This window comes from Sphingomonas sp. GW821-FHT09B04, assembly GCF_059418285.1.
Map to the genome: position 1 here is coordinate 202,656 of NZ_JBWKPO010000003.1, position 26,856 is coordinate 229,511.

At 64.9% G+C, this 26,856-nt stretch carries 25 protein-coding genes; 15 read left to right on the forward strand and 10 right to left on the reverse strand.

The window, feature by feature from the left end:
* Positions 1-36: 36 nt before the first annotated feature.
* Complete coding sequence (locus AC07NK_RS10455) at positions 37-1,224, reverse strand: ABC transporter substrate-binding protein (RefSeq protein WP_495170528.1); 1,188 nt, start codon at positions 1,222-1,224, stop codon at positions 37-39.
* An 80-nt stretch (positions 1,225-1,304) separates the two neighbouring features.
* Here AC07NK_RS10455 and AC07NK_RS10460 point away from each other — a divergent pair, with 80 nt between their 5' ends.
* The 5 genes from AC07NK_RS10460 to AC07NK_RS10480 all read left to right on the forward strand — a co-directional run bounded on the left by AC07NK_RS10460 (position 1,305) and on the right by AC07NK_RS10480 (position 9,209).
* Positions 1,305-1,973: a response regulator transcription factor gene (locus tag AC07NK_RS10460; RefSeq protein ID WP_495171003.1), complete on the forward strand. Its 669-nt coding sequence runs from the start codon at positions 1,305-1,307 to the stop codon at positions 1,971-1,973.
* Positions 1,970-3,382 carry a sensor histidine kinase gene (locus tag AC07NK_RS10465; protein ID WP_495170529.1) on the forward strand — a complete coding sequence of 471 codons (1,413 nt, stop codon included), beginning with the start codon at positions 1,970-1,972 and terminating at the stop codon, positions 3,380-3,382. The genes AC07NK_RS10460 and AC07NK_RS10465 overlap by 4 nt, the downstream gene beginning before the upstream one ends.
* A 163-nt stretch (positions 3,383-3,545) precedes the next feature.
* Complete coding sequence (locus AC07NK_RS10470) at positions 3,546-4,886, forward strand: CitMHS family transporter (protein ID WP_495170530.1); 1,341 nt, start codon at positions 3,546-3,548, stop codon at positions 4,884-4,886.
* On the forward strand, positions 4,879-5,958 hold the full coding sequence (locus AC07NK_RS10475; RefSeq protein ID WP_495170531.1) for an AbrB family transcriptional regulator: 1,080 nt from the start codon (positions 4,879-4,881) through the stop codon (positions 5,956-5,958). The genes AC07NK_RS10470 and AC07NK_RS10475 overlap by 8 nt, the downstream gene beginning before the upstream one ends.
* A gap of 212 nt (positions 5,959-6,170) precedes the next feature.
* Positions 6,171-9,209 (forward strand): TonB-dependent receptor domain-containing protein, encoded by a 3,039-nt coding sequence (locus AC07NK_RS10480; protein WP_495170532.1) that lies wholly within the window; start codon positions 6,171-6,173, stop codon positions 9,207-9,209.
* A 133-nt stretch (positions 9,210-9,342) separates the two neighbouring features.
* On the opposite strand, the gene AC07NK_RS10485 is transcribed toward AC07NK_RS10480, so the two are convergent.
* The 5 genes from AC07NK_RS10485 to AC07NK_RS10505 all read right to left on the reverse strand — a co-directional run bounded on the left by AC07NK_RS10485 (position 9,343) and on the right by AC07NK_RS10505 (position 15,159).
* Positions 9,343-9,609, reverse strand: a complete 267-nt coding sequence (locus tag AC07NK_RS10485; protein WP_495170533.1) for an Hpt domain-containing protein — start codon at positions 9,607-9,609, stop codon at positions 9,343-9,345.
* A gap of 13 nt (positions 9,610-9,622) precedes the next feature.
* On the reverse strand, positions 9,623-9,991 hold the full coding sequence (locus AC07NK_RS10490; protein WP_495170534.1) for a response regulator: 369 nt from the start codon (positions 9,989-9,991) through the stop codon (positions 9,623-9,625).
* Positions 9,988-12,138 carry a CHASE3 domain-containing protein gene (locus AC07NK_RS10495; protein WP_495170535.1) on the reverse strand — a complete coding sequence of 717 codons (2,151 nt, stop codon included), beginning with the start codon at positions 12,136-12,138 and terminating at the stop codon, positions 9,988-9,990. Before AC07NK_RS10495 ends, AC07NK_RS10490 begins: the two co-directional genes overlap by 4 nt.
* Positions 12,139-12,295: 157 nt before the next feature.
* The gene (cueR, locus tag AC07NK_RS10500; RefSeq protein ID WP_495170536.1) at positions 12,296-12,691 is read right to left on the reverse strand and encodes a Cu(I)-responsive transcriptional regulator; all 396 of its coding nucleotides are present in this window, start codon (positions 12,689-12,691) and stop codon (positions 12,296-12,298) included.
* Between the two features lie 14 nt (positions 12,692-12,705).
* A complete protein-coding gene (locus AC07NK_RS10505) occupies positions 12,706-15,159 on the reverse strand; it encodes a heavy metal translocating P-type ATPase (protein ID WP_495170537.1) in 2,454 nt (817 codons plus the stop codon).
* A gap of 151 nt (positions 15,160-15,310) precedes the next feature.
* Between AC07NK_RS10505 and AC07NK_RS10510 the strand changes: the two genes are divergently transcribed.
* Both AC07NK_RS10510 and AC07NK_RS10515 read left to right on the forward strand, forming a co-directional pair.
* A complete protein-coding gene (locus tag AC07NK_RS10510; protein WP_495170538.1) occupies positions 15,311-15,526 on the forward strand; it encodes a heavy-metal-associated domain-containing protein in 216 nt (71 codons plus the stop codon).
* A gap of 43 nt (positions 15,527-15,569) precedes the next feature.
* Positions 15,570-16,253, forward strand: a complete 684-nt coding sequence (locus AC07NK_RS10515) for a class I SAM-dependent methyltransferase (RefSeq protein ID WP_495170539.1) — start codon at positions 15,570-15,572, stop codon at positions 16,251-16,253.
* A gap of 4 nt (positions 16,254-16,257) precedes the next feature.
* Here AC07NK_RS10515 and AC07NK_RS10520 read toward each other — a convergent pair whose 3' ends face one another.
* The 3 genes from AC07NK_RS10520 to copC are packed head-to-tail and all read right to left on the reverse strand — an operon-like array spanning position 16,258 to position 18,459.
* Positions 16,258-17,160: an ATP-grasp domain-containing protein gene (locus tag AC07NK_RS10520; protein WP_495170540.1), complete on the reverse strand. Its 903-nt coding sequence runs from the start codon at positions 17,158-17,160 to the stop codon at positions 16,258-16,260.
* Between the two features lie 32 nt (positions 17,161-17,192).
* Positions 17,193-18,068 (reverse strand): copper homeostasis membrane protein CopD, encoded by an 876-nt coding sequence (copD, locus tag AC07NK_RS10525; RefSeq protein WP_495170541.1) that lies wholly within the window; start codon positions 18,066-18,068, stop codon positions 17,193-17,195.
* Between the two features lies 1 nt (position 18,069).
* Positions 18,070-18,459, reverse strand: coding sequence for a copper homeostasis periplasmic binding protein CopC (copC, locus tag AC07NK_RS10530; protein ID WP_495170542.1), 390 nt, complete (start codon positions 18,457-18,459; stop codon positions 18,070-18,072).
* A 109-nt stretch (positions 18,460-18,568) separates the two neighbouring features.
* Here copC and AC07NK_RS10535 point away from each other — a divergent pair, with 109 nt between their 5' ends.
* From AC07NK_RS10535 to AC07NK_RS10555, 5 genes are all read left to right on the forward strand, one after another.
* Positions 18,569-18,850 (forward strand): hypothetical protein, encoded by a 282-nt coding sequence (locus tag AC07NK_RS10535; protein ID WP_495170543.1) that lies wholly within the window; start codon positions 18,569-18,571, stop codon positions 18,848-18,850.
* Complete coding sequence (locus tag AC07NK_RS10540) at positions 18,850-19,281, forward strand: periplasmic heavy metal sensor (protein WP_495170544.1); 432 nt, start codon at positions 18,850-18,852, stop codon at positions 19,279-19,281. Before AC07NK_RS10535 ends, AC07NK_RS10540 begins: the two co-directional genes overlap by 1 nt.
* The gene (locus AC07NK_RS10545; protein WP_495170545.1) at positions 19,278-19,829 is read left to right on the forward strand and encodes an RNA polymerase sigma factor; all 552 of its coding nucleotides are present in this window, start codon (positions 19,278-19,280) and stop codon (positions 19,827-19,829) included. The genes AC07NK_RS10540 and AC07NK_RS10545 overlap by 4 nt, the downstream gene beginning before the upstream one ends.
* 109 nt (positions 19,830-19,938) lie before the next feature.
* Entirely contained in the window at positions 19,939-21,711 is a 1,773-nt protein-coding gene (locus AC07NK_RS10550) for a copper resistance system multicopper oxidase (RefSeq protein WP_495170546.1), read from the forward strand.
* Positions 21,708-22,817, forward strand: coding sequence for a copper resistance protein B (locus tag AC07NK_RS10555; protein WP_495170547.1), 1,110 nt, complete (start codon positions 21,708-21,710; stop codon positions 22,815-22,817). The genes AC07NK_RS10550 and AC07NK_RS10555 overlap by 4 nt, the downstream gene beginning before the upstream one ends.
* Positions 22,818-22,836: 19 nt before the next feature.
* On the opposite strand, the gene AC07NK_RS10560 is transcribed toward AC07NK_RS10555, so the two are convergent.
* Positions 22,837-23,385: a pseudouridine synthase gene (locus AC07NK_RS10560; protein WP_495170548.1), complete on the reverse strand. Its 549-nt coding sequence runs from the start codon at positions 23,383-23,385 to the stop codon at positions 22,837-22,839.
* A 339-nt stretch (positions 23,386-23,724) separates the two neighbouring features.
* Between AC07NK_RS10560 and AC07NK_RS10565 the strand changes: the two genes are divergently transcribed.
* The 3 genes from AC07NK_RS10565 to AC07NK_RS10575 all read left to right on the forward strand — a co-directional run bounded on the left by AC07NK_RS10565 (position 23,725) and on the right by AC07NK_RS10575 (position 26,841).
* On the forward strand, positions 23,725-25,323 hold the full coding sequence (locus tag AC07NK_RS10565) for a DNA methyltransferase (RefSeq protein WP_495170549.1): 1,599 nt from the start codon (positions 23,725-23,727) through the stop codon (positions 25,321-25,323).
* 43 nt (positions 25,324-25,366) lie between these two features.
* Entirely contained in the window at positions 25,367-26,119 is a 753-nt protein-coding gene (locus AC07NK_RS10570) for an NUDIX hydrolase (RefSeq protein ID WP_495170550.1), read from the forward strand.
* Between the two features lie 74 nt (positions 26,120-26,193).
* Positions 26,194-26,841, forward strand: a complete 648-nt coding sequence (locus AC07NK_RS10575) for an extensin-like domain-containing protein (RefSeq protein WP_495171004.1) — start codon at positions 26,194-26,196, stop codon at positions 26,839-26,841.
* Positions 26,842-26,856 lie beyond the last annotated feature (15 nt).

The window sequence follows — 26,856 nt, forward strand, 5'->3', positions numbered from 1 at the left end:
AGGACCGTCGCTAGCCGGGCTTCCGGCTTGCGGCGGTCAACGCGTTCTTGTTGCGGCGGCGCGTTGTTGTTCGATCGAGACGCCTGCGGAGGAACCAGGCGGCTCCTCGACAGACGTCGCTCCTGCAGCGAGTTCACGGTTCCATCGCTTCAGAAAGCGGGCGCGCGTCAGCTTGTCCTGCGCAATGAGCAATTCCGGTCCCACGCGAATGGCGCGCATGGGTGATTTGGAGTCGCGCAGCCCGGCGGGGAGCGCGACGTCGCTGCGGACCGACGGCATGGAATGGTGCGCCAGCAAGGATTGTCCCCTGGCCGACAAGAGAAAGTCGAGGAACAGCCGAGCAGCGTTGGGATGGCGGGATGCCACGGGAATCATCGCGATCCGCGACATGACCAGCGTATAGTCGGTCGGGAAGACGACCCCCAGATTGGGATTTCGTTGCGCCTCGTCCAGGGCATAGGATCCAAGGGCATTATAGCCGATGATTGATCGTCCGCTCGATACGTCCTGAATCACGTCCTCGCTGGTCGGGAACAACCTTGCCCGATTGGCGCCAAGGCCATGCGCCATCTGCCAGACATGACCGCTGATGACATTGTCCTGAGACACGCAGAGATAACCCACCGACGATATGCTTGGGTCGTAGGTTGCGATGCGCCCGCGCAGGCCGGGGTCGCGCCGCTCGAGTAGCCGGACGAAGTCCATGTGGTTGCGCGGCGCGCGCGCGGGGGGCAACAATGCCTTGTTGTAGACGATGGCAACCGGCTCGGCTGTCGTTCCCCACGCCTGATTCTTCCAGTTCGCCCAGTTGGGCAGGTGTTCTCGTTCGGGCGAGTCGTAGGATTGGGCGTAGCCGTCGTTCACGAGCTTGATCTGCATGTCCATCGATGACGACAGCAGCAGGTCGGCGCTCGGCCGCCCGGCCTTTACCGCCACCAGAAAACGGTCGCGGATTTCGAGTGCGGACAGGTCGAGATATTCGACGCGTATGCCGGGGTAGGCGGTTTCGAATGCGGTCAGAAGATCGCCCATCACATTGCGGTCGGTGGTCGACCAGATGATCAGATGGCCTTCGCTGGTGCCGTCCTCGATCAGAGTCGCATAGGATGCGGCGTAGCCGTCGGGTACTTCCCCGCTGCGATCGGCGCGGGGCAGACAGCCGCTCGCCAGCCCGAGAATCCCGGTCAGCAAGACCAGACCGCAGATCATCGCGCGCGACCTCATCGGGGCATTGCCCTTCGCACATCGCTCTCCCTTCAAAATCTGCTGTGGACCAGAATGGCAGGTTTCGTCAGGTTCAGGCAATGGCGAGGATATTGCTAGTCGAAGACGATCCGCCGCTCGCGCGCGGCGTTGCCGCGTTGCTGCGGGGCGCAGGCCATTCGGTCGATGTCGCAGAGGATGGCGAAACCGCGATGATGGTCGTCCATGACGAGCCTTACGCACTGGTTGTGCTCGACATCGGTCTGCCCGATATTTCGGGCCTTGAGGTGCTGAACGCAATCCGGCGCAGCGAGTCCAAGGTGCCAGTGCTGGTCCTGACCGCGCGCGACGCGATCGAGGATCGCATCGCCGGGCTCGATCTCGGCGCCGACGACTATCTGCTGAAACCGTTCGATACCGGGGAACTGGAGGCGCGTGTCCGCGCGCTGTTGCGGCGGGCGGCGGGGGAGGCGTCGCCCTTGCTGTCGATCGGCCGGCTGACCATCGATTCCGCGCGCCGGATCGCTGCGGTCGACGGACGGATGCTCGACCTGCGCCGCCGCGAATGGGCCGTCCTTGAACGCCTGGCGGCACAAGTGGGCAAGGTGGTGCAGAAGGAAAGGCTGAGCGCGGAGGTGTTCGGCTATGATGAGCCGGTGTCGCCGAACGCGATCGAGGTCTATGTCGCGCGCCTTCGCCGCAAGCTCGAGCCCGACGGCCCGGCGATCCGGACGATCCGCGGCCTCGGCTATGTGATCGATCCGCGTTGAAGATCGGCCTGCCGCAGGCAGGGTCCCTGACGGGCCGGATGCTGGGATGGCTGGTGCTTCCGGTGGCGGTGCTGGCGCTGGTGCTCGGCGTCGTGGGATCCTTCACCATCACGAGCACGGTCGGCGCGGTCAACGACCGCATCCTGAGCGCGGCGTCACGCGGCATCGCCGATTCGCTGGCCAGCGACGATGGCGAGATCACGATGGACCTCTCTCCCGCGGTGTTCGGCATGCTCGAGACCAACGCGCGTGACAATGTCTACTACAGCGTTCGGCGCGGGCAGGAGATTCTGACCGGCTATTCCGACTTGCCGCAGATCAGTCTGGACCCGACACGACGGGAGGAGTTTACCTTCGCCGATGGCCACTATCTGGGACATGACGTTCGTATCGTGGCCGTGAGCAGGACCGTCCCGCAAGTCGATGGGCCGGTGATCGTCCAGGTTGCCGAAACGCTGGATGCCCGCAAGCGCATGGCGCGCGGCTTGCTGATCGGACTAGCGATCCTGGAACTCGCGCTGATCGTAACGGCGGCGATGCTGATGCCGATCGCGGTGCGCCGCGGCCTTGTTCCGCTCAAGCAGCTTCGCGACGAGATGGACCGGCGCGGCGTCGAGGACCTGACGCCGCTGTCGACCGAGGGTGTGCCCGGCGAGCTTGGCGATCTGGTCAGCGCGTTCAACACTATGCTCGCTCGGCTGGACAGCGGCTTTGCCGGCATTCGCCGGTTCACCGCCGACGCATCGCACCAGATGCGCACGCCTTTGTCGATCCTTCGCACCCATGCGGCGGTGCTCAAGCGCGCGAAGCCAGGCAGCGACGAGGCGAAGGAATCGATCGAGGATATCGGCAATGCCGGCCGCCGACTCAGCCATTTGCTTAACCAGTTACTGTCGTTGGCGCGAGCGGACAGCGCGCATCCCGCGCGGCTGGTCCATAAGCGAGTCGACCTCAACCGGTTGGCGGTTCGGGCCATCGACAATCACGAAGTGGCTGCGGACGCAAAGGGTGTTGCCCTGCGGCTGGAGACCTCGCCGGAACCGGCAGGCGTCCGCAGCAATGATGCATTGCTGACGGAACTGCTTGCGAACATCGTCGACAACGCAATTCGCTACAACCGGCCGGGCGGGCAGGTGACGGTGATCGTTACCAGCGAGCCTGCTGCGATCCGGGTGGAGGACGATGGCCCCGGCATCGCGCCGGAGGATCGCGAGGCCGTCTTCGCGCGCTTCACTCGCCTCAACCCGCGCGGCGAGCATGACGGCAGCGGATTGGGGCTGTCGATCGCACGCTCAATTGCGGAGACGCTCGGTGTCGACCTTCAGTTGGGCGACGGTCCTGGCGGACGCGGCCTGGAGGTGGCGATCATTTTCCCATCCGACGCTGACAGCTTGGTGAAAGGTCCGTGAGCTAGGCCGGGTGCAGGTTCCGAAACGGGAACCGTACCAGGGAGAGGTTTGTGGGTATCCATCGGGATAGCGGCACCGGCGCATGGGCGGCATCGCCAGTCGGTTCGTACAAACGGGACACGGTCTCGGCTCCAGACACGTCGCAGCGCGACTGATCCCGGCGATGCTGTCTCTCTACGCCTTCGCGATGGTCGGCGTCTTCATGACGCTGATCATGACCAAACGCCTTTCGGCGATCGTTGCGCTGATCGTCGTCCCTGTCTCCTTTGCCCTGGTCGGCCTGTTGTTGTTCGGGGCGTATCAGACCGACCTCGGCACGATGATGATGGATGGCGTGAAGCAACTGGCCCCGACCGGGGTCATGCTGGTGTTCGCGATCCTCTATTTCGGGTTGATGATCGATGTCGGCGTATTCGATCCGCTGATCCGGGCGATCGTCCGCGTCGTGCATGGAGACCCGGTCCGGATCATGGTCGGCACCGCGCTGCTGGCGCTGACCGTCTCGCTCGATGGCGACGGTGCGACGGCGTACATGATCACCACCGCGGCGATGCTGCCCGTTTATCGTCACATGAAGATGGACATGCGGATGCTCGCCTGCATCGTGATCATGGCAGGCGGCGTGATGAACGTACTCCCGTGGGGAGGCCCTACCGCCCGCGTCGCGAGCGCGCTGCATGTCGATGTCAGCGATATCTTCCTGCCACTGATCCCTTCGATGGTCGCGACGGCGGCGTGGGTGGTCTTTGTCGCCTATCGTTTCGGGCTGAAGGAGCGCGAGCGGCTGGCGAAGCTGCCGCCCGAAGCGATCGACGAGGATGCGACGGGGACCGAAATCATCGCCGCAGACGCCGAAAGCCATGCCGAGGCGCGCCAGCCGCGGCTCTTCTGGTTCAACCTCGCTCTGACGCTCGGGCTGCTCGCCCTGCTCGTGATGGGCGTGATGCCGCTTGCCGTCCTGTTCATGCTCGCTTTCGCGGTCGCGATGATGGTCAATTTCCCTTCGCTCGATGCGCAGCGCGAACGGCTGGCGGCGCATTCGGGCAACGCGCTCGCGGTCGGCGGGCTGGTCTTTGCGGCCGGCATCTTCACCGGCATCCTGTCGGGCACCAAGATGGTCGAGGCGATGGCCGCAACCGTGACCCATGCGGTGCCCGACAGCATGGGGCCCTATCTGGCGCCGATCACGGCGGCGCTGAGCGCGCCCTTCACGTTCTTCATTTCCAATGACGCCTTCTATTACGGCATCGTGCCGATCCTGGCGGAGACCGGCGCGCATTACGGGATCAGCCATGTCGAGATGGGCCGCGCCTCGTTGGTAGGGCAGCAGGTGCATTTGCTGAGCCCGCTCGTCGCCTCGACCTTCCTGCTCGTGGGCTTTGTCGGGATCGAACTCGGCGAGCACCAGCGCTTCACGCTCAAATGGGCGCTGGGTTCGTGCGCCGTGTTCTTTCTCGCGGCGATCCTGACCGGCGCCTTTCCCTTTGTCGCTTCGGTTGGATAGCACGGCGGCCGATACGCCGCCGGGCCAACCTGCCTGGCGCTCCCGGCTGATCCGCTGGCTGATCCTGGCCGGGCTGTCGGTGATCCTGACCTGGGTGCTGGCGCGGATCGGCGTCCCGGCGGCCCTGTTGCTCGGTCCGATGCTCGCCGGAATCCTGCTCGCCGCACGCGGCTTGGCGGTGGCCGTCCCGCGCCCCTGCTTCCTTGCCTCGCAGGCGGTGATCGGATGTCTGATCGGGCGCCATTTCGAACCGGGGCTGTTCGCGCTACTGGCAAGGGACTGGCCGATCTTCGCCGGCGTGACCCTGCTCATCTTCGCGGCGAGCTTCGCGCTCGGTTATGTCCTGATGCGGTCAGGCGCCGTGCCCGGCAACGCCGCGATCTGGGGCGCAGCCCCGGGCGGCGCAGCGCCGATGGTGATCTTGGCCGATGCCCATGGCGCCGATACCCGGCTGGTTGCCGTGATCACCTATATGCGGGTGCTGGTCGTCGTCGCGGTCGCGTCGATTCTGCTGACGTTCCTTGGCGGAGACCAGGTGGTACCGGCAGGTGCGGCTTTCTGGGAACCCGTCGAGCCTGCTGCGCTCGGAACAACACTGCTGGTCGCCATTGGCGGCGTGGCGCTCGGTCTCGCGCTTCGCATCCCTGCCGGGCCGATGATCGGGGCGATCGTCATCGGCACCGCACTCAGCTGGTCGACGGATATCGTGCTGGTCACACCGGCGCCGCTGCTTGCTGCGGCCTATGCCTTTATCGGCTGGCGCATCGGCCTGACGTTCAGCCGCGCCGCGATGGTGAGTGCCGCGCGCAGTCTGCCCTGGATCATCCTGTCATCGCTGACGCTCGTCGCCTTCTGCGCGATGCTGGGTGGCGTGCTGGTCTGGCAGCTCGGGATCGATCCCGTCACCGCCTATCTGGCAACCAGTCCCGGCGGACTTGATTCGATCGCGATCATGGCAGTTTCGACGCACAGCGACACCTCGCTCGTCATGTCGCTCCAAGCCGTCAGATTTCTGCTTGCCCTGTCGCTGGGATCGCGCGTGGCAATCTGGTTGGCGGGAAAAACAGAATGAAAAACAATGATCTATAGCGTTTCCTATGCTGTCGGAACGACGACAGCTTCGTGACAGCTTGCGATCATAGTGTAGCGCAAGAGGCGCGAAGAATCGGGCCCGCAATGACCGGTCGGCAAAGTCTGATCAGGGGAGGACATATGGCAAGCAACCTGCACGCCCGGAACCAGTGGGTGTATTCTCAATCCAGCGTCGGATCCATGGCCATCGCCATGACAGCGGAACCCACGCATCCGCCGCTTTCGGTCAGCCGTTTCGCAAACGCGATGGTCTCGGGTTGCATGGCTGGCCTGATCTGCCTTTCGGCGAGCCCGGCCAATGCCCGGCAAGCGAATGAAAGCGGCGCCGACGCATCGACCGGAGATGCCGAGATCGTCGTGACCGGATCGCTGATCTCGCGCCGCGACGCGAAATCGTCGAGTCCGATTTCAACCGTCGGCGTGGACGAGCTTGCTGCGACGGGGCAGCCTTCGCTCGACAAGGCCATCGGCCAGCTTCCGCAATTCTCCGGTGCACAGGGTGCGGCCGAAGTCGGCGATACCCAGGGGACGATCGGCTTTGGCGGCGGCCAGGCCTATAGCGATCTGCGCGGTCTCGGCCCCAACCGTTCGCTGGTGCTGCTCGACGGGCGGCGCATGATGCCGTCCAGCCCCGATGGCGCAATCGATCTCAACACCATTCCGTCGTCGCTGATCGGCTCGGTCGAAGTGATCACCGGCGGCGCGTCGGCGACCTATGGATCGGACGCGGTGGCGGGCGTCGCCAACTTCAAGCTGCGGACCAACCTGAAGGGGCTGGAGCTTTCGGCAAAGAAAGGCATCACCGACGAGGGCGATGGCGGCACGACCAGCCTGAGTGCAGCGTTCGGTGCCAATTTCGCCGAGAATCGCGGACAATTCCTCTTCGGCCTTGAATATGCAGAACGCGACGCCGTCATGGGCAGCGACCGACCCTTCTTCGCAAATATCCGCCAGCTCGCCCGTCCGCCCGAGGGGATCATCGCAGCCGGCAATTATGGCGGCGGGGCGCCGACCGTTGCGGCGGTCAACGCGGTTCTGGCCCGCTATCCGGGTACTACGCCGATTTCGGGCAGCGGCGCCTATAACGGCGCCATCGGCGTCAACGCGGACGGCACGATCTTTACCAATCTGGCGGGCACGAACTGCGTCCAGAACTACCGTGGCCTTAATCGTGGCACGATCGGCCTCAACATCAGCCCGAACTGCCGCCAGGTTCAGGTCGCGCTCGGCCAGTATTTCGCCGTCCAGGTTCCGTTGAAGCGGTACAACGCGTTCGGGCGGCTATCCTATGAACTCAGCCCCGACATCACCGCCTATGCGCAATTCGGCTATATGCATTCCGAGGCGTTCAGCCGGACCGGTCCGGGATCTTCGAAGCCGGCCAGCCCGCTGATCGTACCGCAGAATAATCCCTTCATCGCCGGCAATGCCGATCTCCGCGCGATCCTCGGTTCGATCTCACCGACGCCGACGGGCAACATCGTCGTCACAAAGCTGCTGTCCACGCTCGGCAACCGCGTCTCGTCCTTCGACAACAGCGTGTGGCAGGCGGTCTTCGGGCTGAAGGGCCAGATTCCGGGAACCGCGCTCGCGTGGAACCTCTACGGATCGTACGGCAAATCACAGTTCGTCAACGAGATGACGGGCGACATCAGCCTCGCGGCAGTCACAACCATTCTGAATGGCACCGCCAATTACAGCGGGCCCGCCGGAACCTGCCGGGGCTATGCGTGGAATCCGCTCGGCCTCGATCAACTGAGCCCCGGCTGCCTTGAGTATGCCGGCCGCACCAACCGCAACATCAACGATCAGTCGCAGACGATCGTCGAAGCGACGGTTCAGGGTCCGCTCTTCGCGCTGCCGGCCGGTGACCTTAGCTTCGCGGTCGGTGCAGACTATCGCGAGACATCGTTCAACTATCGCCCGGACTCGACGCTGCGCACCAACGACTCGATCTCCTACGGGTTTGTGAGCGCGGCGTCGGGTACGCAGAAAGTCAGCGAGGTCTTCGGCGAACTGCTCGTACCCATCCTGAAGGACACGCCCTTCTTTCAGGAGCTGACCGCCAATGCGGGCTATCGCTTCTCGGACTACAGCCTCTTCGGCGGTCAGCACACCTATAAGGCAGACCTGACCTGGCGGCCGTTCGAACCCATATTCCTGCGCGGCAGCTACTCGGTCGCGATCCGCGCGCCTAGCCTGGGTAATCTGTTCGGTCCGACATCAGTCGCCCAGTTGCCGATCGGGACCGGGCCGAATGCGGGCGACCCTTGTGCCGTCGGCAGCATCTATCGCACCGGCGGGAGTTCAAGCCAGGTGCAGGCGCTCTGCCTCGCGCAGGGCATCCCGGCCGCGATCTTTCCGACCTACACCTACGGCATCTCGACCGTTCCCGGTCAGGACGGGAGTAACCCCAATCTGACCCCCGAACGCGCCACCACCTATTCCTTTGGCGGAGTGTTGACGCCGCGTTTCAGCAGCCCGCTGTTCCAGAAGCTCAGCCTGTCGGTCGACTATTACAGCATCAAGATCAAGGATGCGATCGGATCGCTGCTGCTGTCCGATATCCTGCCGCGCTGCTTCAACTCCGACGGCGCGAGCAATCCGGGTTTCTCGCAGAGCAATGCGTATTGCCAGCGGATCTCGCGCGACCCCCTGACCGGACAGATTTCGCTGGGCCAGCAGGGGCTGTTCAACTTCGCCACCTACACCGTCGCCGGGATCGATACCCAGTTCAACTGGGGCTTCGGCCTCGATGCGATCGGCATGTCGCCCTCCGCCGGCGCGCTCGAGTTCAATGTGACAGCGTCCTATCTTCACACCTACAAGGTGGCCGGGCTACTGGGATCACCGACCTTCAACTATGCCGGAAGCGCGGGCTTTGGCGGGGTCGGAGGCGGGATTTCCCACCCCAAGTGGAAGATCAACACGCGTGTGACCTACTCGAACGACGGGTTCAGCCTGTCCCTTCTGTGGCGGCATATCTCGCCAATGATTCACTCGGATCGCCTCGCCAGCGCCGCTTCGACGACCCCAGGGGTTCCGGCCTATAATTATTTCGACCTCAATGCGGACTTCGACATCGACAAGAGGTTCAGCCTGGGCTTCGGGGTCAGCAATCTCACCGACAAGGTCCCGCCCTTCATCAGTGCCTCGCCGCTGACGACCGATGCTGCAACCTATGACGTGATCGGGCGCTCCTTCTACGCGTCGATCAAGGCCAGGTTCTAACGCTGTCTGGTCGGGCGCGCTCCCTTCCGCCGAGGGAGCCGCCCCGGCTCCGGCTGGCTTGCCCGGAAGCCAGCCGGAGTTTCACACGAGGCGACAGGAAGGGGCGGCTTTCCCACGACGGGCGGGCGCGCCTTCAGGGTCCCGGAGGCAGTCGCGCAATTTCCGCGAGCAGCCGCGTTACCAGAGATTCGAGCACCGTATCGGCTGCGTGCGCGTCGATTGCGTCTTCGACGGTGCTGGCCGCCTCACCAAGCGCGCTGAAGCCGAACATGCCCGCGGTGCCAGCAATCGCATGACACAGGTCTCGCAGCGTGTTTCGATCGTCGACCTTCGCATAGGCGATGATCAACTTCGCATCACCGCGGGTGCGGGCGGCGAAGCGTTGGCGCAGCGCCTCCATCCGGATCTCTAACTCAGCCATCGAGCAAGCCACGCACCGCGTCCGCCAGGGTCATCGGGTCGAACGGCTTGGCGAGCACGCCCCGGACACCCAGTTCGCGGAAGCCTTCGACCTCACCTGTCTGAGTTCGGGCAGTGATGAATACCACGGGGATATCTGCGGTCTCCGGCTGCTCCCGGAGCCGGGCAAACGTCGTCGGCCCGTCCATGCCAGGCATCATCACGTCGAGCAGAATGAGGGCAGGGCGCCACGCTGCGGCTTCGGCAATACCGTCCGGACCCGACCCGCAGCTGCGTACCTCGAACTCCGGATCGAGCTCGAGCGACATTTGCGCCACTTCGCGGATGTCGGCTTCATCGTCGATGTAGAGGATGCGCGTCACCGGCCCTGCCTCGCCAGCTGATCGATCCGCCGCATCGTCTCGCCAACCAGCTGGTCGAGGCTGGCGCGCGACTTAACCAGCACCAGATCGACGCCGACCATCTGGAACTGGTCTGCTTCCTGCGCCGTGAAGACAAGGATCGGGAGATCCGAACGATGCGCACGCAACGGCCGCACGAGATCGGTACCGCGCCCATCGAGTAGCCCTATATCCAGGATCGCCGCATCGATCTGTTCGCGTTGCAGGATTGCGCGGGCGTCGCCGATGCTGGGGGTCGAGTGGAGCCGTGCCTTGCCTTCGAACGCATTGGCGAGCACGTGCAACATGTCGGGATCATCGTCGACATGGAGGATGACGGGCAGGGCAATTGGCACGTCCGCGTCCGATGCCTTCGCTCCGGATGCCGATGCGACGGTGCCGGATTCGATCAGGGCTGCCGCGGGCAGATCGACATGGAACACCGTGCCTTGCCCCTCAGTCGAATCGAAGCTGATCGAACCGCCCAGCTGCAGTACGATCTCCCGCACGATGCTGAGACCCAGACCGGTTCCGCCCTTCTGACGAGTGTCGGAACCGTCAGCCTGCGCGAACTTGCCGAAGATGCGACCGCGGAAGCTGTCGGGAATCCCGCTGCCGCGATCCTCGATGCTGATCCGGTATCGGCGGTCGAGCGGGGCGACACTCAGGGAGACGAAACCGCCGGGGGGCGAGAATTTGATCGCGTTCGAAAGCAGGTTGGTCAGGACTTGCATCAGCCGGTCTTCGTCGGCGAGCACGCCGGCACCGGCGGGCACCGGAGCAAGATCGATCTCGACCTCATATTCGGCGGCGAAGCCCGCGCTTTGCTGCGCGGCCCGTTGGAGAAGCGGTGTGAGCTCCAGTGGCCGGATATCGAATTGCATCCTGCCGGCCTCGATCTTCTCGATGTCGAGGATGTCGTTGATGAGCCGTACAAGCCGCGTCGCATTGCTATGCGCGATCTCGACCAGACGAGCAGCCTTGGGCGGAAGATCCCCTGCTGCACCACCCTCGATCAGGCCGAGTGATCCGGCGATTGACGTGAGCGGCGTCCGCAGTTCGTGACCCACCGTAGCCACGAACTCGTTCTTCATCCGCTCTATCTCACGCCGCTCGCTGATGTCGCGAATCACCGCAAGGAACAGCGTGGTCTCAACAAGGCGGACCGGGCCGATCGTAACTTCCACCGGAAAAGTGCTCATATCGACCCGGCGGCCGACAAATTCCTGAACCTGCCCATAGGTCTCGCGACGATTGGCACCGAGCCGGCGCAGGAAGCTCTCGACCCGGCCGCGGTCGGGCGCGACTTCGAACAACACGCCGATATCGCGGCGGAGGAGTGCGTCGGGATCATGACCGAACATCGCCGCGGCCGCGGGGTTGAGGCTTTCGATGCTCCCGCTGGGATTGATCACGATCATCCCGTCCTTGGCGCTATCGAAGATGGTCTCCTGCCGCGCCGCGAGATCTTCGGCACGGTCGAGCGCGCGCTGCCGTGCGGCGTTGCTGCGCGCGGCGAGCCATGCGGCGAAGGCAAGCAGCAGGATCAGGCTCAACTGCAACACGATTGTTTGTGTCCGCAACTGGCTGCGCGCATGCCCTACCGCGGCAGTGCGAGCGGCGAGCCGTGTCCGTTCAATACGGGAAAGCTCGGCGATCTGAGCCCGTAGCCGCTCCATCAGCTGCTGGCCCTCACCGTCGCGGACCAGTTGCAGCGCCGATTCGACCTTGCCTTGCGCCTGTAGTGCGAGCGTCCGGTCAACGAAGCGGCGTTTTGCGTCGGAGGTTGCCTTGAGCGTGGCCAAACGTTCGGCGTCGCCGACACCCGGGGTCGCCTCGCCGAGCGAGACCAATGCCTGATCGACGTTGCGGCTCGCGTCGCGATAGGGCCGCAGAAACGACTCATCGCCGGTGATCAGATAGCCGCGCTGCCCCGACTCGATATCCTGATGGAGCGCGAGGACGTGCTCGAGCGCAGCACGCGTTTCGTACGAACGCTCGACTTCGCGGCGAAGTCTGGCCGTTTCCTCAAAACCGCGGTTCACCAGGAACGTCATGACCAGAAGAATAACCGGCACGCCGACGGCCGCGGCGATGACTACAGCACCGTTCCACCGAACCCTGTTCATGGCGACCATTCCATCCCCCCGACCAGGAAGCCCGGCTTCACATTGGCAGCTCTTGGCTTCGGTCAGGGGGATATTATCACCGGAGTCGGGGTGCGGTCACTCGATTTGCGTCGCCACCGAGCAACAGCATCGACCGCCTGCGCGGGGGAGGGGCATCCTATCCGTTGGGCCGTTCGAGTCGCTTGATGATCGGGCAGTCCGGCCGGTCGTCGCCCTGACAGGTCGCGGCGAGATGCGTGAGGGCGTGCCGCATCTCATCAAGTTCGCGCGCCTTGCGGTCGAGTTCAGCGGCGCGAGCGAGCGCCAGTGCCTTGACGTCGGCGCTCGAGCGGCTGCGGTCGTGCCATAGGGCGACGAGCTGCCGGATCTCCTCTATCGGAAAGCCGAGGTCGCGGGCGCGGCGGATGAAGCGCAGCGTGTGGACATCGCTCTCGTCATAGTCGCGATAGCCCGACTCGCGGCGTGCAGCCTTGGGGATCAGCTCCAGCCCTTCGTAATGGCGGATCATTCGCTGGCTCACGCCGGACCGTTTCGATGCCTCTCCGATTTTCATAGGACAATCCTTGCTCAAGAGGCGCGCGGGCGCCAGCGCCGAAGCGTTAGCGCATTGGCCACGACGCTGACGCTCGACAGCGCCATTGCGCCGCCCGCGACCACCGGGCTCAGCAGGCCGAGCGCGGCAAGCGGGATGCCGACAATGTTGTAGACGAACGCCCAGAACAGCCCCTGACGAATCTTGGAATAGGTCCGCCGCGAAATGTCGATAGCATCGGCGACGAGGCGGGGATCGCCGCGCATCAGGGTGATGCCCGCGGCATGCATCGCGACATCGGTTCCGGTCGACATGGCGATACCGACATCGGCGGCGGCGAGCGCAGGCGCGTCGTTGACCCCGTCGCCGACCATCGCAATGGTCGCCTTATTACCCTTGAGCTTTGCGACGGCGTCGGCCTTGCCTTCAGGCAAGACGTTGGCGATCACCTCGTCGATGCCCAGCTGTTCGGCGGCTGCCATCGCGCTGCCGCGATTGTCGCCGGTGATCATCACGCTGCGGATGCCCTGGGCGTGCAGCGTCGCGATGGCGTCTTTGGCCGAGGCTTTGGCCGCGTCGCCGAAGGCGAGCAGCCCAAGCACCGCTTGGGAGGGCGTTGTCCGCGCCAGCCAGGAAACCGACCTGCCATCCTGCTCGAACCTCTGCGCCTGAGCGGCGAATGGAGCGAGGTCGATGCCTTCCTCGCCCAGAAGGCGCGCATTGCCGAGAATGAAGCGCTGGCCATCGACATGGCCGGCGATGCCGCGCCCGGGTAAGGCGCGGATCAGGCTCGTCTCGCGTGGACGCAGGTCCTGCTCGGCGGCAGTCGTCATCACGGCGCGTGCCAGGGGATGCTCGCTGCCCTGCTGCAGGCTGGCGGCGAGTTCGATCAGTTCAGCTTCGCCAGAGCCGGAGAGGGGGAGGGCGGCGACGAGGGATGGTTTGCCTTCGGTCAGTGTACCGGTCTTATCGAAGGCAACGGTATCGATGCGATGCGCGATCTCGAGGGCTTCGGCATCCTTGATCAAAACGCCCGCGCGCGCGGCAACGCCGGTGCCGGCCATGATCGCGGTCGGGGTGGCGAGGCCGAGCGCACAGGGGCAGGCGATGACCAGAACTGCGACGGCATTGAGGATCGCGACCTCGACACTCGCGCCCGCGGCGAGCCAGCCGGCAAAGGTCAGCGCGGCGATCGCCAGCACGATCGGCACAAATACTGCGCTCACCTTGTCGACCAGCCGCTGGATCGGCGCCTTGGCCCCCTGCGCGCTTTCGACGAGGCGAACGATGCGTGCGAGGGTGGTCTCAGCGCCGACAGCGAGCGTCTCGACGTCGATCAGACCCTCGCCATTGATCGCGCCACCGGTCGCGCGGTCGCCTTCGGCCTTGGCGACGGGCAGGCTTTCGCCGGTGAGCATCGATTCATCGACGCTGGTCTCGCCCCGGACCAGACGGCCATCGACCGGGATGCGCTCGCCGGGGCGGATCCGGACGATGTCGCCGACGCGGACCTGCGCGACCGGAACCTCGACCTCCTCACCGCCTGTCGCGACGACCCGCGCGGTATCCGGTCTGAGCGCCATCAGCGCACGGATCGCCGCGCCCGTCTGCCGCTTCGCGCGGCCTTCGAGCCATTTGCCGAGCAGCACCAGCGTGATGACGACGGCCCCGGCCTCGAAATAATAATGCACGGCTTCGCCGCCATGATGCGCCGGCGGCACCAGCAACTGATAGATGCTGAGGCCATAGGCGGCGCTGGTGCCGATCGCGACGAGCAGGTCCATATTGCCCGACCGCGCCTTCACCGCCTTCCAGCCGGCACGATAGAAGCGCGCCCCCAGCCAGAACTGGACCGGGGTAGCGAGCAGCAGCTGGAGCCATCCGGGTACTGCCAGGGCCACGCCAAACGGCGCCAGCAGCATCGGCACGACGAGCGGCAGCGACAGCGCCGTGGCGATGAGGACGTGGTACAGCTCACGCGAGCTCGCCTGTGCGAAACGAGCCTCGTCCGCCGCGAGCTGATCGGGCTCCTGCGCGGCACGGAGGCTTGCCGTGTAGCCAGCGCCGGAAACGGCCGCGATGAGCATGGCCGGGCTGATGCCCGCCGGCGCCTCGACGCGTGCGGTTTCGGTCGCGAGGTTGACCTCGGCGCCAAGCACGCCGGGGACGGCGCGCAACGCCTTTTCGACCCGGCCGACGCAGGAAGCGCAGGTCATGCCTTCGATCGACAACTCGATGGCTTCGGACAGCGGCGTATAGCCCGCCGCGCGCACGGCTTCCGCCACGGCAGCCGCATCTTCCCGGCCGTCCTCGAACCGTATCTTCGCACGATCGGTTGCGAGGTTGACCGTGACATCGACGACGCCCGGCACTTGCCCGATCGCGCGTTCGATACGCCCGACACAGGAAGCGCAGGTCATGCCCGCGATGGGCATATCCAGCGTCCGGTCGTCGTCGGGTTCGGAGCGACGCAGCAGTTGAGCGTCCATGATTCATCTCCTCTGAATGTGAGTCGACGACCCATATGGACCCTGACATCATGTTAGGGTCAAGGCTGCGAATTTTCGCCGGACGGGCTTGACCTTATCACGGTGTAAAACCCGACATTCCGCGTTCCGATATCCGGAAGGAGGAATGAGAATGATTGAACTGACCGTTCACGGCATGAACTGCTCACCCTGTGTCAGGGCCATCACCGCCGCAGTGCACAGCGTCGATCCGCAGGCCGGGGTCGAGGGCGATCTGAGGGCCAAGACGGTCGCGATCGATTCCAATGCCGACATCGATCGCATCAAGGCCGCAATCGAGCAGGCGGGTTACAAGATCGATAATTCGCCGGTTGAAGTGGCGGCCTGACAGAAGGCGCACCGGCATCATCGGAGCACGACAGGGGCATCGAGTGGATAAGTTCAAGGGGCGCGAAGCCGGCAGCTATGACGGCGACATCGTCAGGCGAGTGCCGGGCTATGTCGCGCTGCAGGAGGTGTCAGCAGCGATTCTGACCGAGTTGCTGCCGCCGGAAGCAAATCTGCTTGTCGTCGGCGCGGGGACGGGGGCGGAGCTTGCGCGTCTCGCCATCCTCAATCCGCGCTGGCGCTTTGCCGCGATCGATCCGTCCGAGGCGATGCTCGATCAGGCGATACGCCGGCTCGATGCCGATGCTGCGGGTCGCGTCAGCTGGCTTGTCGGTACGATCGACGATCTTCCGCCGGACGATCATCGTTTCGACGGCGCAGTCAGTCTGCTGGTCTCTCATTTCCTGCCCGACACCGGGGAGAAGGCGCATTTCTTTACGGTGATCGCGCAGCGGCTCAAAGCCGGCGCGCCGCTGGTGACCGCCGAATTGTTCGTGCCCGCCAATGAAGCGGCGATGCCGGTATTGCTGTCGCGTTGGGCGCAGCTTGCCGGGCTCGACGCCGAGGGTGCATCGTCGATGATCGAACGCATGGAGCGGCTGTTCCATCCGGTCGGGTCAGCGCGGTTCGCCGAGATTCTCGCTCGTGCGGGTTTTGCCAGCCCCCAGACGTTCTTCCAGGCGTTGCAGTTCCGCGGGGTGCTGGTGCGCAATATCGCTCGGGATTGAGCGATCAGCCGATGCGTTCGAGCCAGCCTTCGACCGCCACCGCAAGGTTCCGGCCCTCGCTGCTGTCGAACTGCGGATAGAGATAGGGTTCGATGAGTTCGCACTCCATGACCGCAAGTACGCCATCGGGCCGCCGTATCAGATCGACCCGCGCGTAGAGTGCCGGAGCGGGGAGCGCGTCGATCACGGCTTGCGCGCTCGCCAGATCGCTCGCGTTCGGGGTGAATGCGTGCTCCTTGCCGTCAAAGACCGACTGAACGCGATAGTCGGCGCGCGCCGGGGTCTTGCGCACGGCATGGCTGAAGATCCCGTCGAAGAAGAGGAGGCTGAGTTCGCCTTCTTCGCCGATGCTGGCCATGAAGGGCTGGATCATCACGCCTTGATGCCAGAGGGGATGATCGGGCGCCGGCATGGTTTCCGTCGCCCCCTTGAACTGGTCTACCCCACCTGCGCCGACCACGGGCTTGATCACCATCTGACCGGTCCCGATGCCGGCATTGATTTCGTCCGGCGCAAGGTCGGCGAGACGATCGACCCACAGGGTCGGGATGGAGGGAACCCCCTTCGCGTGGAGATCGCGGAGATAGCGTTTGGAGAGGTTCCATTCGATCAGCTCGGGCGGGTTGGCGAGCGGGATACGCGCGGCGATTGCCTTCAATGTCGCCAGGAAACGGTCCGGCTGCGCCGCATAGTCCCAGGTCGTGCCGATGATCGCTGCGTCGAACTGTTCCCAGTCGACATCCGCGTCCCATGCAATCTCTTCGAGGCGATAGCCCCGATCGGCGAAGGCCGGGCCAAAGATGCGGAGCGAATGATCATGTTCGAATGCATCATGGCGTCGTGTCGGGGAGGTGGTCACCGTCCCGTTGCAGGCGAGATAGGCGATGCGGCGAGAATGATGTGTCATCACCGCTTCTTAGCGCTGAGACTTTCAGCCTGTCACGCGCCGGGCGCAAGGGTTCCTAACAGCGCGACTGCCACGATGACGCCGATCGCCAGTGTGGTTTCGAGCGCCACGCTGGCCCGCAACGCCTTTGCTGGAGATGGCGGCGCCGATTCCAGTCGCGGCACGAGGCGCCAGCGATTGAATGCGGCAAAGCCCAGCATCGCCGCGAAGAGCGCCAGCTTCAGGCCGAGCGCGCGGCCATAGGGGCTGGCCGCGAGTTCCGGCAGCGACGCAAGTCCGGTGATGGCCCAGAGGTTGACGATGCCGGTGACGATCAAGGTTCCGACGATCAGCGTTCCGATCGAGGCGAACCGGTGAAGTGCGGCAACCAGACCCTCCGTTGGGATGTTCGAGCCGATGAGCGCGCGCAGCAGAAGCGCCAGCGTTCCCAGCCATGCCGCAGCGGCGATCAGGTGAAGGACGTCCGATGTGCGATGGATCGTGCCGGTGCCGCCTTCGCTGGCGCCGGCATGTCCGGTCCAGGCCAGCGTCGCCAATGCCGCCAGCGCCAGCGGCAGCTGGAGCGCGCGCGCCGCCGGGGTGCAGATCGCGGCAATTGCCAGCATTGCGAGCAGTGCGAAGCGCGCAATGCCCGACAAACCTGCGGGCGTCTCGAGAGCGATGAATCGCAGCATCTCCGCATCCAGCACCGAGACATCGCCCCCGGTCATCGCGAGCGCGGTCGTCAGGAGCTGCGCGATCGCGAAGACCGCTCCGGTGGCAGCGAGACCCGCGATCCACCGGGCGGGCATTTCGTCCGGTACGGTCCGCCGCGCGCAGAGCAGCAATCCCGCGACCAGCAGCAGGTCAAGGTAGACGAGAAAGCGCAGCGCGACCGCCGTACCTTCCCCTGCTGCCAATGCGATCATGTCACTTCACGGAGAAGCTGTGCGTGCCCGTGATCCGGTGCGTGTCCGCACCCACCACGTGCCAGTTGACGCGGTAGGTACCGGCAGGAAGCGGCCTCGCCGAGGTCAGGACGATCGTGGTGCCGTCGCTGCCGACTGCGGCGCTCACGCCAGTCATTTTCATGTCGGGATGGTTGGCCATGCCCGGCATCCCGGTCATCGTCAGCGTCGCGCCCGAGAGCTTGGGGGTGAGCCGCTCGCTGAACTTGAGCACAATCCGCGACACGGCCTTCGCAGGCGCATTCGCCGCGGGGGTTGCCGAAAGCAGTTTGGGATGGGCGGCGGCGACGGTCGGGGCGGCGAGCGAGAAGACAGCTGCAAGCGACAATGCGATTTTCGAGAGAATGTGCATATATTACTCCTTGGGCTTCGCCTTGGATACGCGGCAAATCGGCCAACCCCCCGAAATTTCGAGGGGAATGACACGGCGCTGCGTAATTGTGGCCGACGGAGACGATGAGATGGTTGCCGAACTCGACGACAAATTGCAGGCGCTGGGCCAGCTTCCCGATCACCCGGCACTCGACGGGATCGAGGATCGCGTGCTTGCGACCATCGTTACGCGGCGTGCGGACGCGGCTGGCCGGCGCATGACGGCAGGCCTTGCCGTCGGCGCGCTGATGATCGGGGCGATGGGCGCGACGGTGCCGTCGAGGCAGGCTGTCGCTTCGACCCCGGTGACGTTCGCCGATCCGGGCCCGCTGGCGCCTTCGTCGTTGCTGCTCGGCTCGGGCGAGCGTTGATGCGGCGAAATTTGATCGTCGCGCTGATCGCCTTTGCGGCAGCACTTCTTGGCGTGTTCGCTGGCCGGGCACTTGCGCCGGTGAAGCAACAGACGCGCGTCGATATTCATGCGGTGCTGCATGACCGGCTCAACCTCGACGCGGACCAGAAGCGCAAACTGGAAGCGCTTGAGAGCAGTTTTGCCGTGCGCCGGCGCGCGCTGGAGGCGACGATGCGCGCGCACAACCGGCGGCTTGCCGAGGCGATTCAGGCCGAGCATCGCAATGGTCCCGCGGTCGAAGCCGCGATCGATGCAACGCATGTGACGATGGGTGAACTTCAGAAGGCGACGCTGGCGCATGTGCTTGCGATGCGCGCGCTGCTTCGCGAGGATCAGGCCCGGATTTTCGACGAGGCGGTGACCAAGGCGCTGGTCGAAGAACAGCAGTGACCCTTCCGGCGGCGGAAAGCGACGGCGAATTGGCGGCGCGTTCCATCGCGGGCGATCAGCGGGCGTTTGCCCTGATCGTGGGCCGCCACAAGCAGTTCCTCTACGGCTTGACCGCGCGTCTGGTCGGCAACCCCGACGACGCGCTCGATCTGGTGCAGGAAGCGTTCGTTTCGGCGCATGCTGCGCTCAAACGCTATGACCGTGATCGCCCCATGCGAACGTGGCTGGCGCGCATCGCGATCAACAAAGCGCGCGACTGGCGGCGCAAGGAGCGGGTACGCGCGGTGCTGCGCAGCGTCCTGCCGCTGGGAGACGCGCCGGACGTCGCTGCGGATCAGGTGTCGGTCGATCAGCAGGTTTCCGATCGCGCCGAGCTGGACGATGTGCGCAGGCAGATCGCGGGGATGCCGGCGAAACTGCGCGAAGTGCTGGTGCTGCGAACGGTCGAAGGGCTGCCGCAGGCGCAGGTTGCTGAGATGCTTGGCATCAGCGAAAAGTCGGTGGAGACGCGGCTCTATCGTGCGCGACGGCATCTCGCCGAGCGCTGAGTCTCAGCGGGAATATCGGCGGTTTTTGACGGCTTTTCGGCGTTTCGGTTTGAGGGGTTTTGGACGACCCTGCGTAGAACCGGGTAATCAACGGAGCTTCGACAATCTCATGAATTCGACAATGGACCGGCGGCAATTGCTGCGCGGCGCAGGGATGGGCGGCGGTGCGCTCGCGCTTTCTTCGTGGATGCCCGCCTGGGCGCAGACCAATTCGCCGGGCCTCGTTCGCGACCTTCCGGTCGTGTCGGGTGAGGACATCCGGCTGAAGATCGCGCACCAGATGGTGACGATCGACGGCAGACAGGGGCACGCGATCGGGATCAACGGCACCGTGCCGGGGCCGCTGGTGCGCCTGCGCGAGGGGCAGAAGGTCCGGCTGCACGTCGAGAATGCGCTGGACGAGGACAGCTCGATCCACTGGCACGGGCTGATCCTGCCGTTCCACATGGACGGTGTGCCCGGCGTCAGCTTTCCCGGCATCAAGCCGCGTTCGACCTTCACCTATGAATTCCCGATCGTCCAGTCGGGCACCTATTGGTACCACAGCCATTCGGGGCTGCAGGAGCAGATGGGGCATTATGGCCCGATCGTGATCGATCCCGAGGGCACCGACCCGATCGTGTCGGATCGCGAGCATGTGATCGTGCTGTCCGACTATAGCTTCATGCATCCGCACAAGATCTTCCAGAAGCTCAAGCAGATGGGCGGTTACTTCAACCAGCAAAAGCTGACCGCGACCGATGGCGAGCCGATGTCGATCAAGGATCGCATGGAATGGGGCCGGATGCGGATGGACCCCACCGATGTCGGTGATGTGACGGGCTCGACCTACAGCTTCCTGATCAACGGACATGGACCGCAGGACAATTGGACCGCGCTGTTCCGGCCCGGTGAGCGGGTGCGGCTGCGCTTCGTCAATGCGTCGGCGATGACGACCTTCAACGTCCGCATTCCAGGACTCAAGATCACCATCGTCCAGTCCGATGGTCTTCCGGTCCGCCCGGTCGCGGTGGACGAATTCCAGATCGCGGTCGCCGAAACCTATGACGCGATCGTCGAGCCGATCGATGACCGCGCCTATACGCTGGTCGCCGAGAGCGTCGACCGCTCCGGCATGGCCGTCGCCACGCTCGCGCCGCGCCCGGGCATGGCTGCGGTGGTGCCGCCGCTGCGCAAGCGTCCGCTCGCCACCATGAAGGACATGGGCATGGGCGGGATGGATCACGGCGGCGGTGGAGCGGGCGGATGCACGCCCGAGCACGCGGCGATGGGCCATTGCACGATGCCCGAAGCCGGTGCCTCGGCGAGCCCGGCGCCTGCCATGGATCACGGGATGCGCGATTTTTCGGTCGCGCCGGGGGTGAAGAAGACCCCGACGGTCCAGTCGATCTCGCCGATGCCGGTCGACCGGATGGGCGAACCGGGGCAGGGGCTGGCCGATGTCGGCCATCGCGTGCTGACCTATCGCGATCTCGTCGCGGTCGAGCGCAACCCCGACATTCGCGCGCCCGAACGGGCGATGCGCATCCACCTGACCGGCAATATGGAACGCTATATGTGGGCGTTCGACGGCGAAAAGCTGTCGGAGGTCAAGGCGCCGATCCCATTCCTGGAGGGGGAGCGCGTGCGCGTGACGCTCGTCAACGACACGATGATGGGCCACCCGATCCATCTCCACGGCCATTTCTTCGAACTGGTCACCGGGCATGGCGATTTTGCGCCACGCAAGCATACGGTGAACGTCCAGCCGGGAGGGACCGCAACCTTCGACTTCACCGCCGATGCGGTGGGCGACTGGGCGTTCCACTGCCACATGCTCTATCACATGCACGGCGGGATGATGCAGGTCGTGACGGTGCGTCCGCGGGAGGACGCCGCATGAACCGGCTTCTTTCCATCGGTGTAACGCTCGGCGCGCTCGTTGCCGCGGCACCCGTTCTGGCGCAGGCGCATGACGGGCACGGCGCCCAGCCGGTCCCGAAGCCCGCACCTGCCGCCTCAGGCTGTACCCCGGAACATGCCGCAATGGGGCATTGCAAGATGCCGGAACCGGCGCCTGCGGCCCCGGCGCAGAGCAGCTGCACACCCGAGCATGCCAAAATGGGCCATTGCACGATGCCCGAGGCCAAGTCCGAGGCACCGCCCGCGGTGACCGACCCGGACTGCTCCCCTGAACATGCGAAGATGGGGCATTGCACGCCCAAAACCAGCGCGGTCGACGATACAGCAGTCGGAACCAGCCTGCCCGCCGGTGATGCGCCCGCGCCGCGCCCTGTGTCAGCGAACTATGCCGATCGCGTGTGGGGCAAGGACGACATGCAGCCTGCACGCGACATGCTTCGCCGCGAGCATGGTGGCGGTACCTTTAACCAGGTCATGCTCGACCTTGCCGAGGTCAAGATCGCCAAGGGCCATGAAGGCTATAAGTTTGAGGGCAGCGTCTGGTATGGCGGCGACATCAACCGCTTCGTCTTCAAGGCTGAAGGCGAAGGCGAATTCGGCGAGGCGATGGAAGGCGCTGAACTGACCGCGCTCTACAGCCGCGCGATCGATCCCTATTTCAACCTTCAGGCCGGTATCCGTCAGGACGTCGGTGCCGGTCCCGATCGTACCCATGCCGTGATCGGGGTCGAGGGGCTGGCGCCCTATTGGTTCGAAGTCAGCGGATACCTCTATCTGTCGAACAAGGGTGAGGTGACGGCCAGTGTCGCAGGCGAATATGACCAGCGGCTGACGCAGCGCCTGATCCTTCAGCCCAAGGTCGAGTTCGACCTGTCGGCGCAGGATATGCCTGAACTCGGCATCGGATCGGGGCTGACGGGCGCCGAATTCGGTCTGCGCCTGCGTTATGAGATCGCGCGCGAGTTCGCCCCCTATGTGGGCGTCGTCCATGAAACGAAGTTCGGCCGCACTGCCGACTATGCCCGCGCTGGCGGGAGCGACGCATCGTCGACCAACCTCGTGATCGGGGTGCGCGCCTGGTTCTGATGTGCGGAACGGCGCCCGTTCAGCTGGTGGTTTCCCGCCAGCTGCCGGGCGCCAGACCGTCGAGCGTCCAATCGCCAATGCGCCAGCGTATCAGGCGCAGCGTCGGATGACCGACCGTTGCGGTCATCCGACGCACCTGGCGGTTCCGCCCTTCGCGGATCGTCAGGCGCAGCCAGCAATCGGGCACGGTCTTGCGGAAGCGCACGGGCGGATCGCGCGGCCAGAGTTGCGGCGGATCGATCCGCTCGACCTCGGCGGCCAGGGTCATGCCATCCTTGAGACGGACTCCGCGGCGCAGCGCTTCCAATGCGATCTCGTCCGGATCGCCCTCGACCTGCACGAGATAGGTTTTGGGGGTCTTGAACCGCGGGTCCGCGATCCGCGCCTGCAACCGTCCATCATCGGTGAGGAGCAGCAACCCCTCGCTGTCGAGATCGAGGCGGCCGGCGGGATAGACGCCCGGCATCTCGATGAAGTCCGACAGGGTCGGGCGCGGCGTCGGATTGCGCGCGTCGGTAAACTGGCAGAGCACGCCATAGGGTTTGTTGAACAAGATCAGCCGCGACATCCCCCAGCTCTAGCGGCAATGCCGGAACTCGTCCTCCTCTTTGGCCAGTGCCGTGGCCCAGATCGAGCCGATGGTTCCGGTTGTTTCGAGTGAGACGGGTCTGGGGTGGAGTATGCGCTTTGGTTTGTAACCAATTCATATCATGATGCTTTTTTGTGACTGGCGATTGAGCGCGCGCTGAGCGATGCCAAAATCGATCAGTCGACGCCTGCGGAACTGCGCAACCGGGCGGTAGAGCCATGTCGTTCGCCAATGGCTCCGGAACGGATGCAGATCCACCCACGTTCCCGAAATGATCGTCTAGCGTTCCACCGCAGCGCCACGCGGTGGGAGCGTCAGATGCGGCTCGCGAATCATTTGTTCTATGGTGACAATCTGAATGTGCTGCGCGGGCATTTCGCGGACGACAGCGTCGACCTGATCTACCTCGATCCGCCGTTCAACTCGAACGCCAACTACAACATCCTGTTCCGATCCCCGACGGGAGCCGAGGCGGATGCTCAGGTCGAGGCATTCGAGGATAGCTGGCACTGGAACGACAGCGCCGAGGACGCCTTCGATCAGGCGATGCAGAGCGGCTGTACCCGCGCGTTCGACCTGCTCAACGCGATGCGCGGATTCCTCGGCGAGAATGACATGATGGCCTATCTCGCGATGATGGCGATCCGGCTGATCGAGCTGCACCGCGTGCTTAAGCCGACGGGCAGCCTCTATCTTCACTGCGATCCGACTGCGAGCCACTACCTCAAGCTGCTCGCCGACGGGGTGTTCGGTGCCGACCGGTTCCGCAACGAGATTACGTGGAAGCGCACCTCGGCGCACAGCGATGGCGGGCGTTATGGCCGCAACAGCGACATCATCCTCTTCTATTCGAAGGGCGCGAAGCCCGTGTGGAACCCGCAATTCGCGCCCTATGACCGCGATTATGAGGCACGCTTCCGCAACCGCGATCCTGACGGCCGGCTTTGGATGGACGACAATCTGACCGCCAAGGGGCTGTCGGGTGGTGGTTATCACTATGAGTACAAGGGCGTGCATTCCTTTTGGCGGATGCCGTTCGAGACGATGGAGCGCCTCGATCTGGAGGGGCGATTGCACTTCACGCGGAATGGCGGCGGCATAAGGCTGAAACGTTATCTGGATGAGGCGCGCGGGGTCCCGGTGCAGGCACTGTGGGCCGATATCCCCGCGATCAACTCACAGGCGCAGGAGCGGCTGGGCTATCCCACGCAGAAGCCGATCGCGCTGCTCGAGCGGATCATTGCCGCCTCGTCGAACGAAGGCGATCTGGTGCTCGACCCGTTCTGCGGCTGCGGAACGGCGGTGCATGCCGCGCAGAAGCTGGGTCGGCGCTGGGCGGGGATTGATGTGACTCACCTCGCGATCAGCCTGATCGAGCGGCGGATGAAGGCGGCGTTTCCTGGGATTGCGCTGAATGTCGAGGGAACACCGCGCGACCGCGCTTCGGCCGAGGATCTGGCGCGGCGCGACCCCTATCAGTTCCAGTGGTGGGCGGTGTCGATGATCGATGCGGTGCCCTTTGCGGGACGCAAGAAGGGGCCGGACGGCGGAATCGACGGCATCATCTACTTCAAGCCCGAGCGGCAGCGGACGGCGAAGGCGCTGGTGTCGGTGAAGGGCGGCGAACATGTCGGCGTGAAGGTGGTGCGCGATCTTCATTCGGTGATGGAGCGGGAGAAGGCGCCGATCGGAGTGATCGTCAGCCGATCGTCACCCTCCGCGCCGATGCTGCGGGAGGCGGCGGCTGTGGGCCGCTTCCACTCCGAGGCGACCGGGCGCAGCTATGCACGGATGCAGATCCTGACGGTAGACGAGCTGTTCTGCGGGCGGCGGCCCGACATCCCGCTGGTCGATCCCAACGCGGCGTTTCGCAGCGCACCGAAGGAGGTAGGCGCGGTGCAGCAACGGCTGCTCTAGACCGCCTTCCCATTCGTGGCACCGGTCCGTAAACCCGCCGACTATGACGGTTTCTCCTCCTCAGCCGATCCCAGCCGCGACGCTGATCGTGATGCGCGAGCGTGACGAAGACGCGCCCGAGTTGCTGATCGTAGAGAGGTCAGCGGCGATGCGCTTTGCCGGCGGGGCGCTGGTGTTTCCGGGCGGGCGGGTCGATCCGGGCGATCATGCGCTGGCGGCGCTGCACCGCGGGGACCCCGACGATGTGGCTGCGCGCATTGCGGCGATTCGCGAAACGATCGAGGAAGCCGGGCTTGCGATCGGGGTGTCCGGCCTTGCTGACAGCGAGGCGGCGCGTGCGGATCTCTATGGTGGAACGCCGGTGGGTGAGGTGCTGATGGGGCTCGACCTCGACCTCGATATGCTGGTCCCCTTCGCGCGGTGGCTGCCGCCGGGCGACGTATCGCACAAGGTGTTCGACACACGCTTCTATTTGGCGCGGCTGCCCGAAGGGGCCGGCGATGCGGCGGTTGTGGATGGCAATGAGAATGTCCGGATGTTCTGGGCGACTGCTCGGGACGTGCTCGACATGGCAGATCGGGGTGAGGCGCGAATCATCTATCCGACGCGGCGCAACCTCGAGCGGCTGGCGCAATTCGCAAACTTCGCCGAGGCAGTCGCGGACGCACGCGCGCACCGGATCGAGGCGATCACGCCCTGGGTCGAGACACGCGATGGCGAGGAGTTGCTCTGCATCCCCGAGGGGCTGGGCTATCCCGTGACGTCGCAGCCGGTGAAGTCGGTATTCCGGGCGTGAAGCTGCTGCGCAACGCGACCGCAGCGATCGTGCTGGCGGCGGTGGCACTGACCTTGCTGCTGCTTTTCTATGCGATGGTGCGCGGCCGGCCGGAGGATTTGCCCTGGACCGATCTCGACCTGCGCCAGCCGGTGGGTCTGTTCACCGGGCGCAAGCTGGCGGCGCTGACCGATGATTTTGCGGGATGCCGCAAGGTGCTCGACAAGGCGGGCGTGCGCTATACGGCGCTGGCGCCGCTCAGCGAGGCGAATGGTAAGTGCGGATATGAGGACGCGGTTCGGTTCAGGACAGGCGGTCCGCGGCGGATTGGGCTTGCGCCGTCGGATCTTGGCATGTCCTGTCCCGTCGCCGCGGCGCTGACCGTGTGGGAATGGGAAGTGGTCCAGCCCGCAGCGCAGCGCCATTTCGGTCAGAAGGTCGCCGAGATCGAGCATTTCGGCAGCTATAATTGCCGGAGGATGTATAATCGCGAAGGGGCGAGCTGGAGCGAACATTCGACCGCTGATGCAGTGGACATCGCGGGGTTCCGGCTGGCCGACGGGACGCGGATTACGCTGGTGGGCGATTGGGAGGCCAAGGGGTCGAAGGCGCGCTTCCTGCGTGACGTGCGCGACGGCGCGTGCGGGGCATTTTCGACGGTTCTGAGCCCCGACTATAATGCGGCGCACCGCGACCACTTCCACCTGGATCAGGCGAAGCGGATGTGGCGGGTCTGCCGTTAGGACCGACCCGCCCAG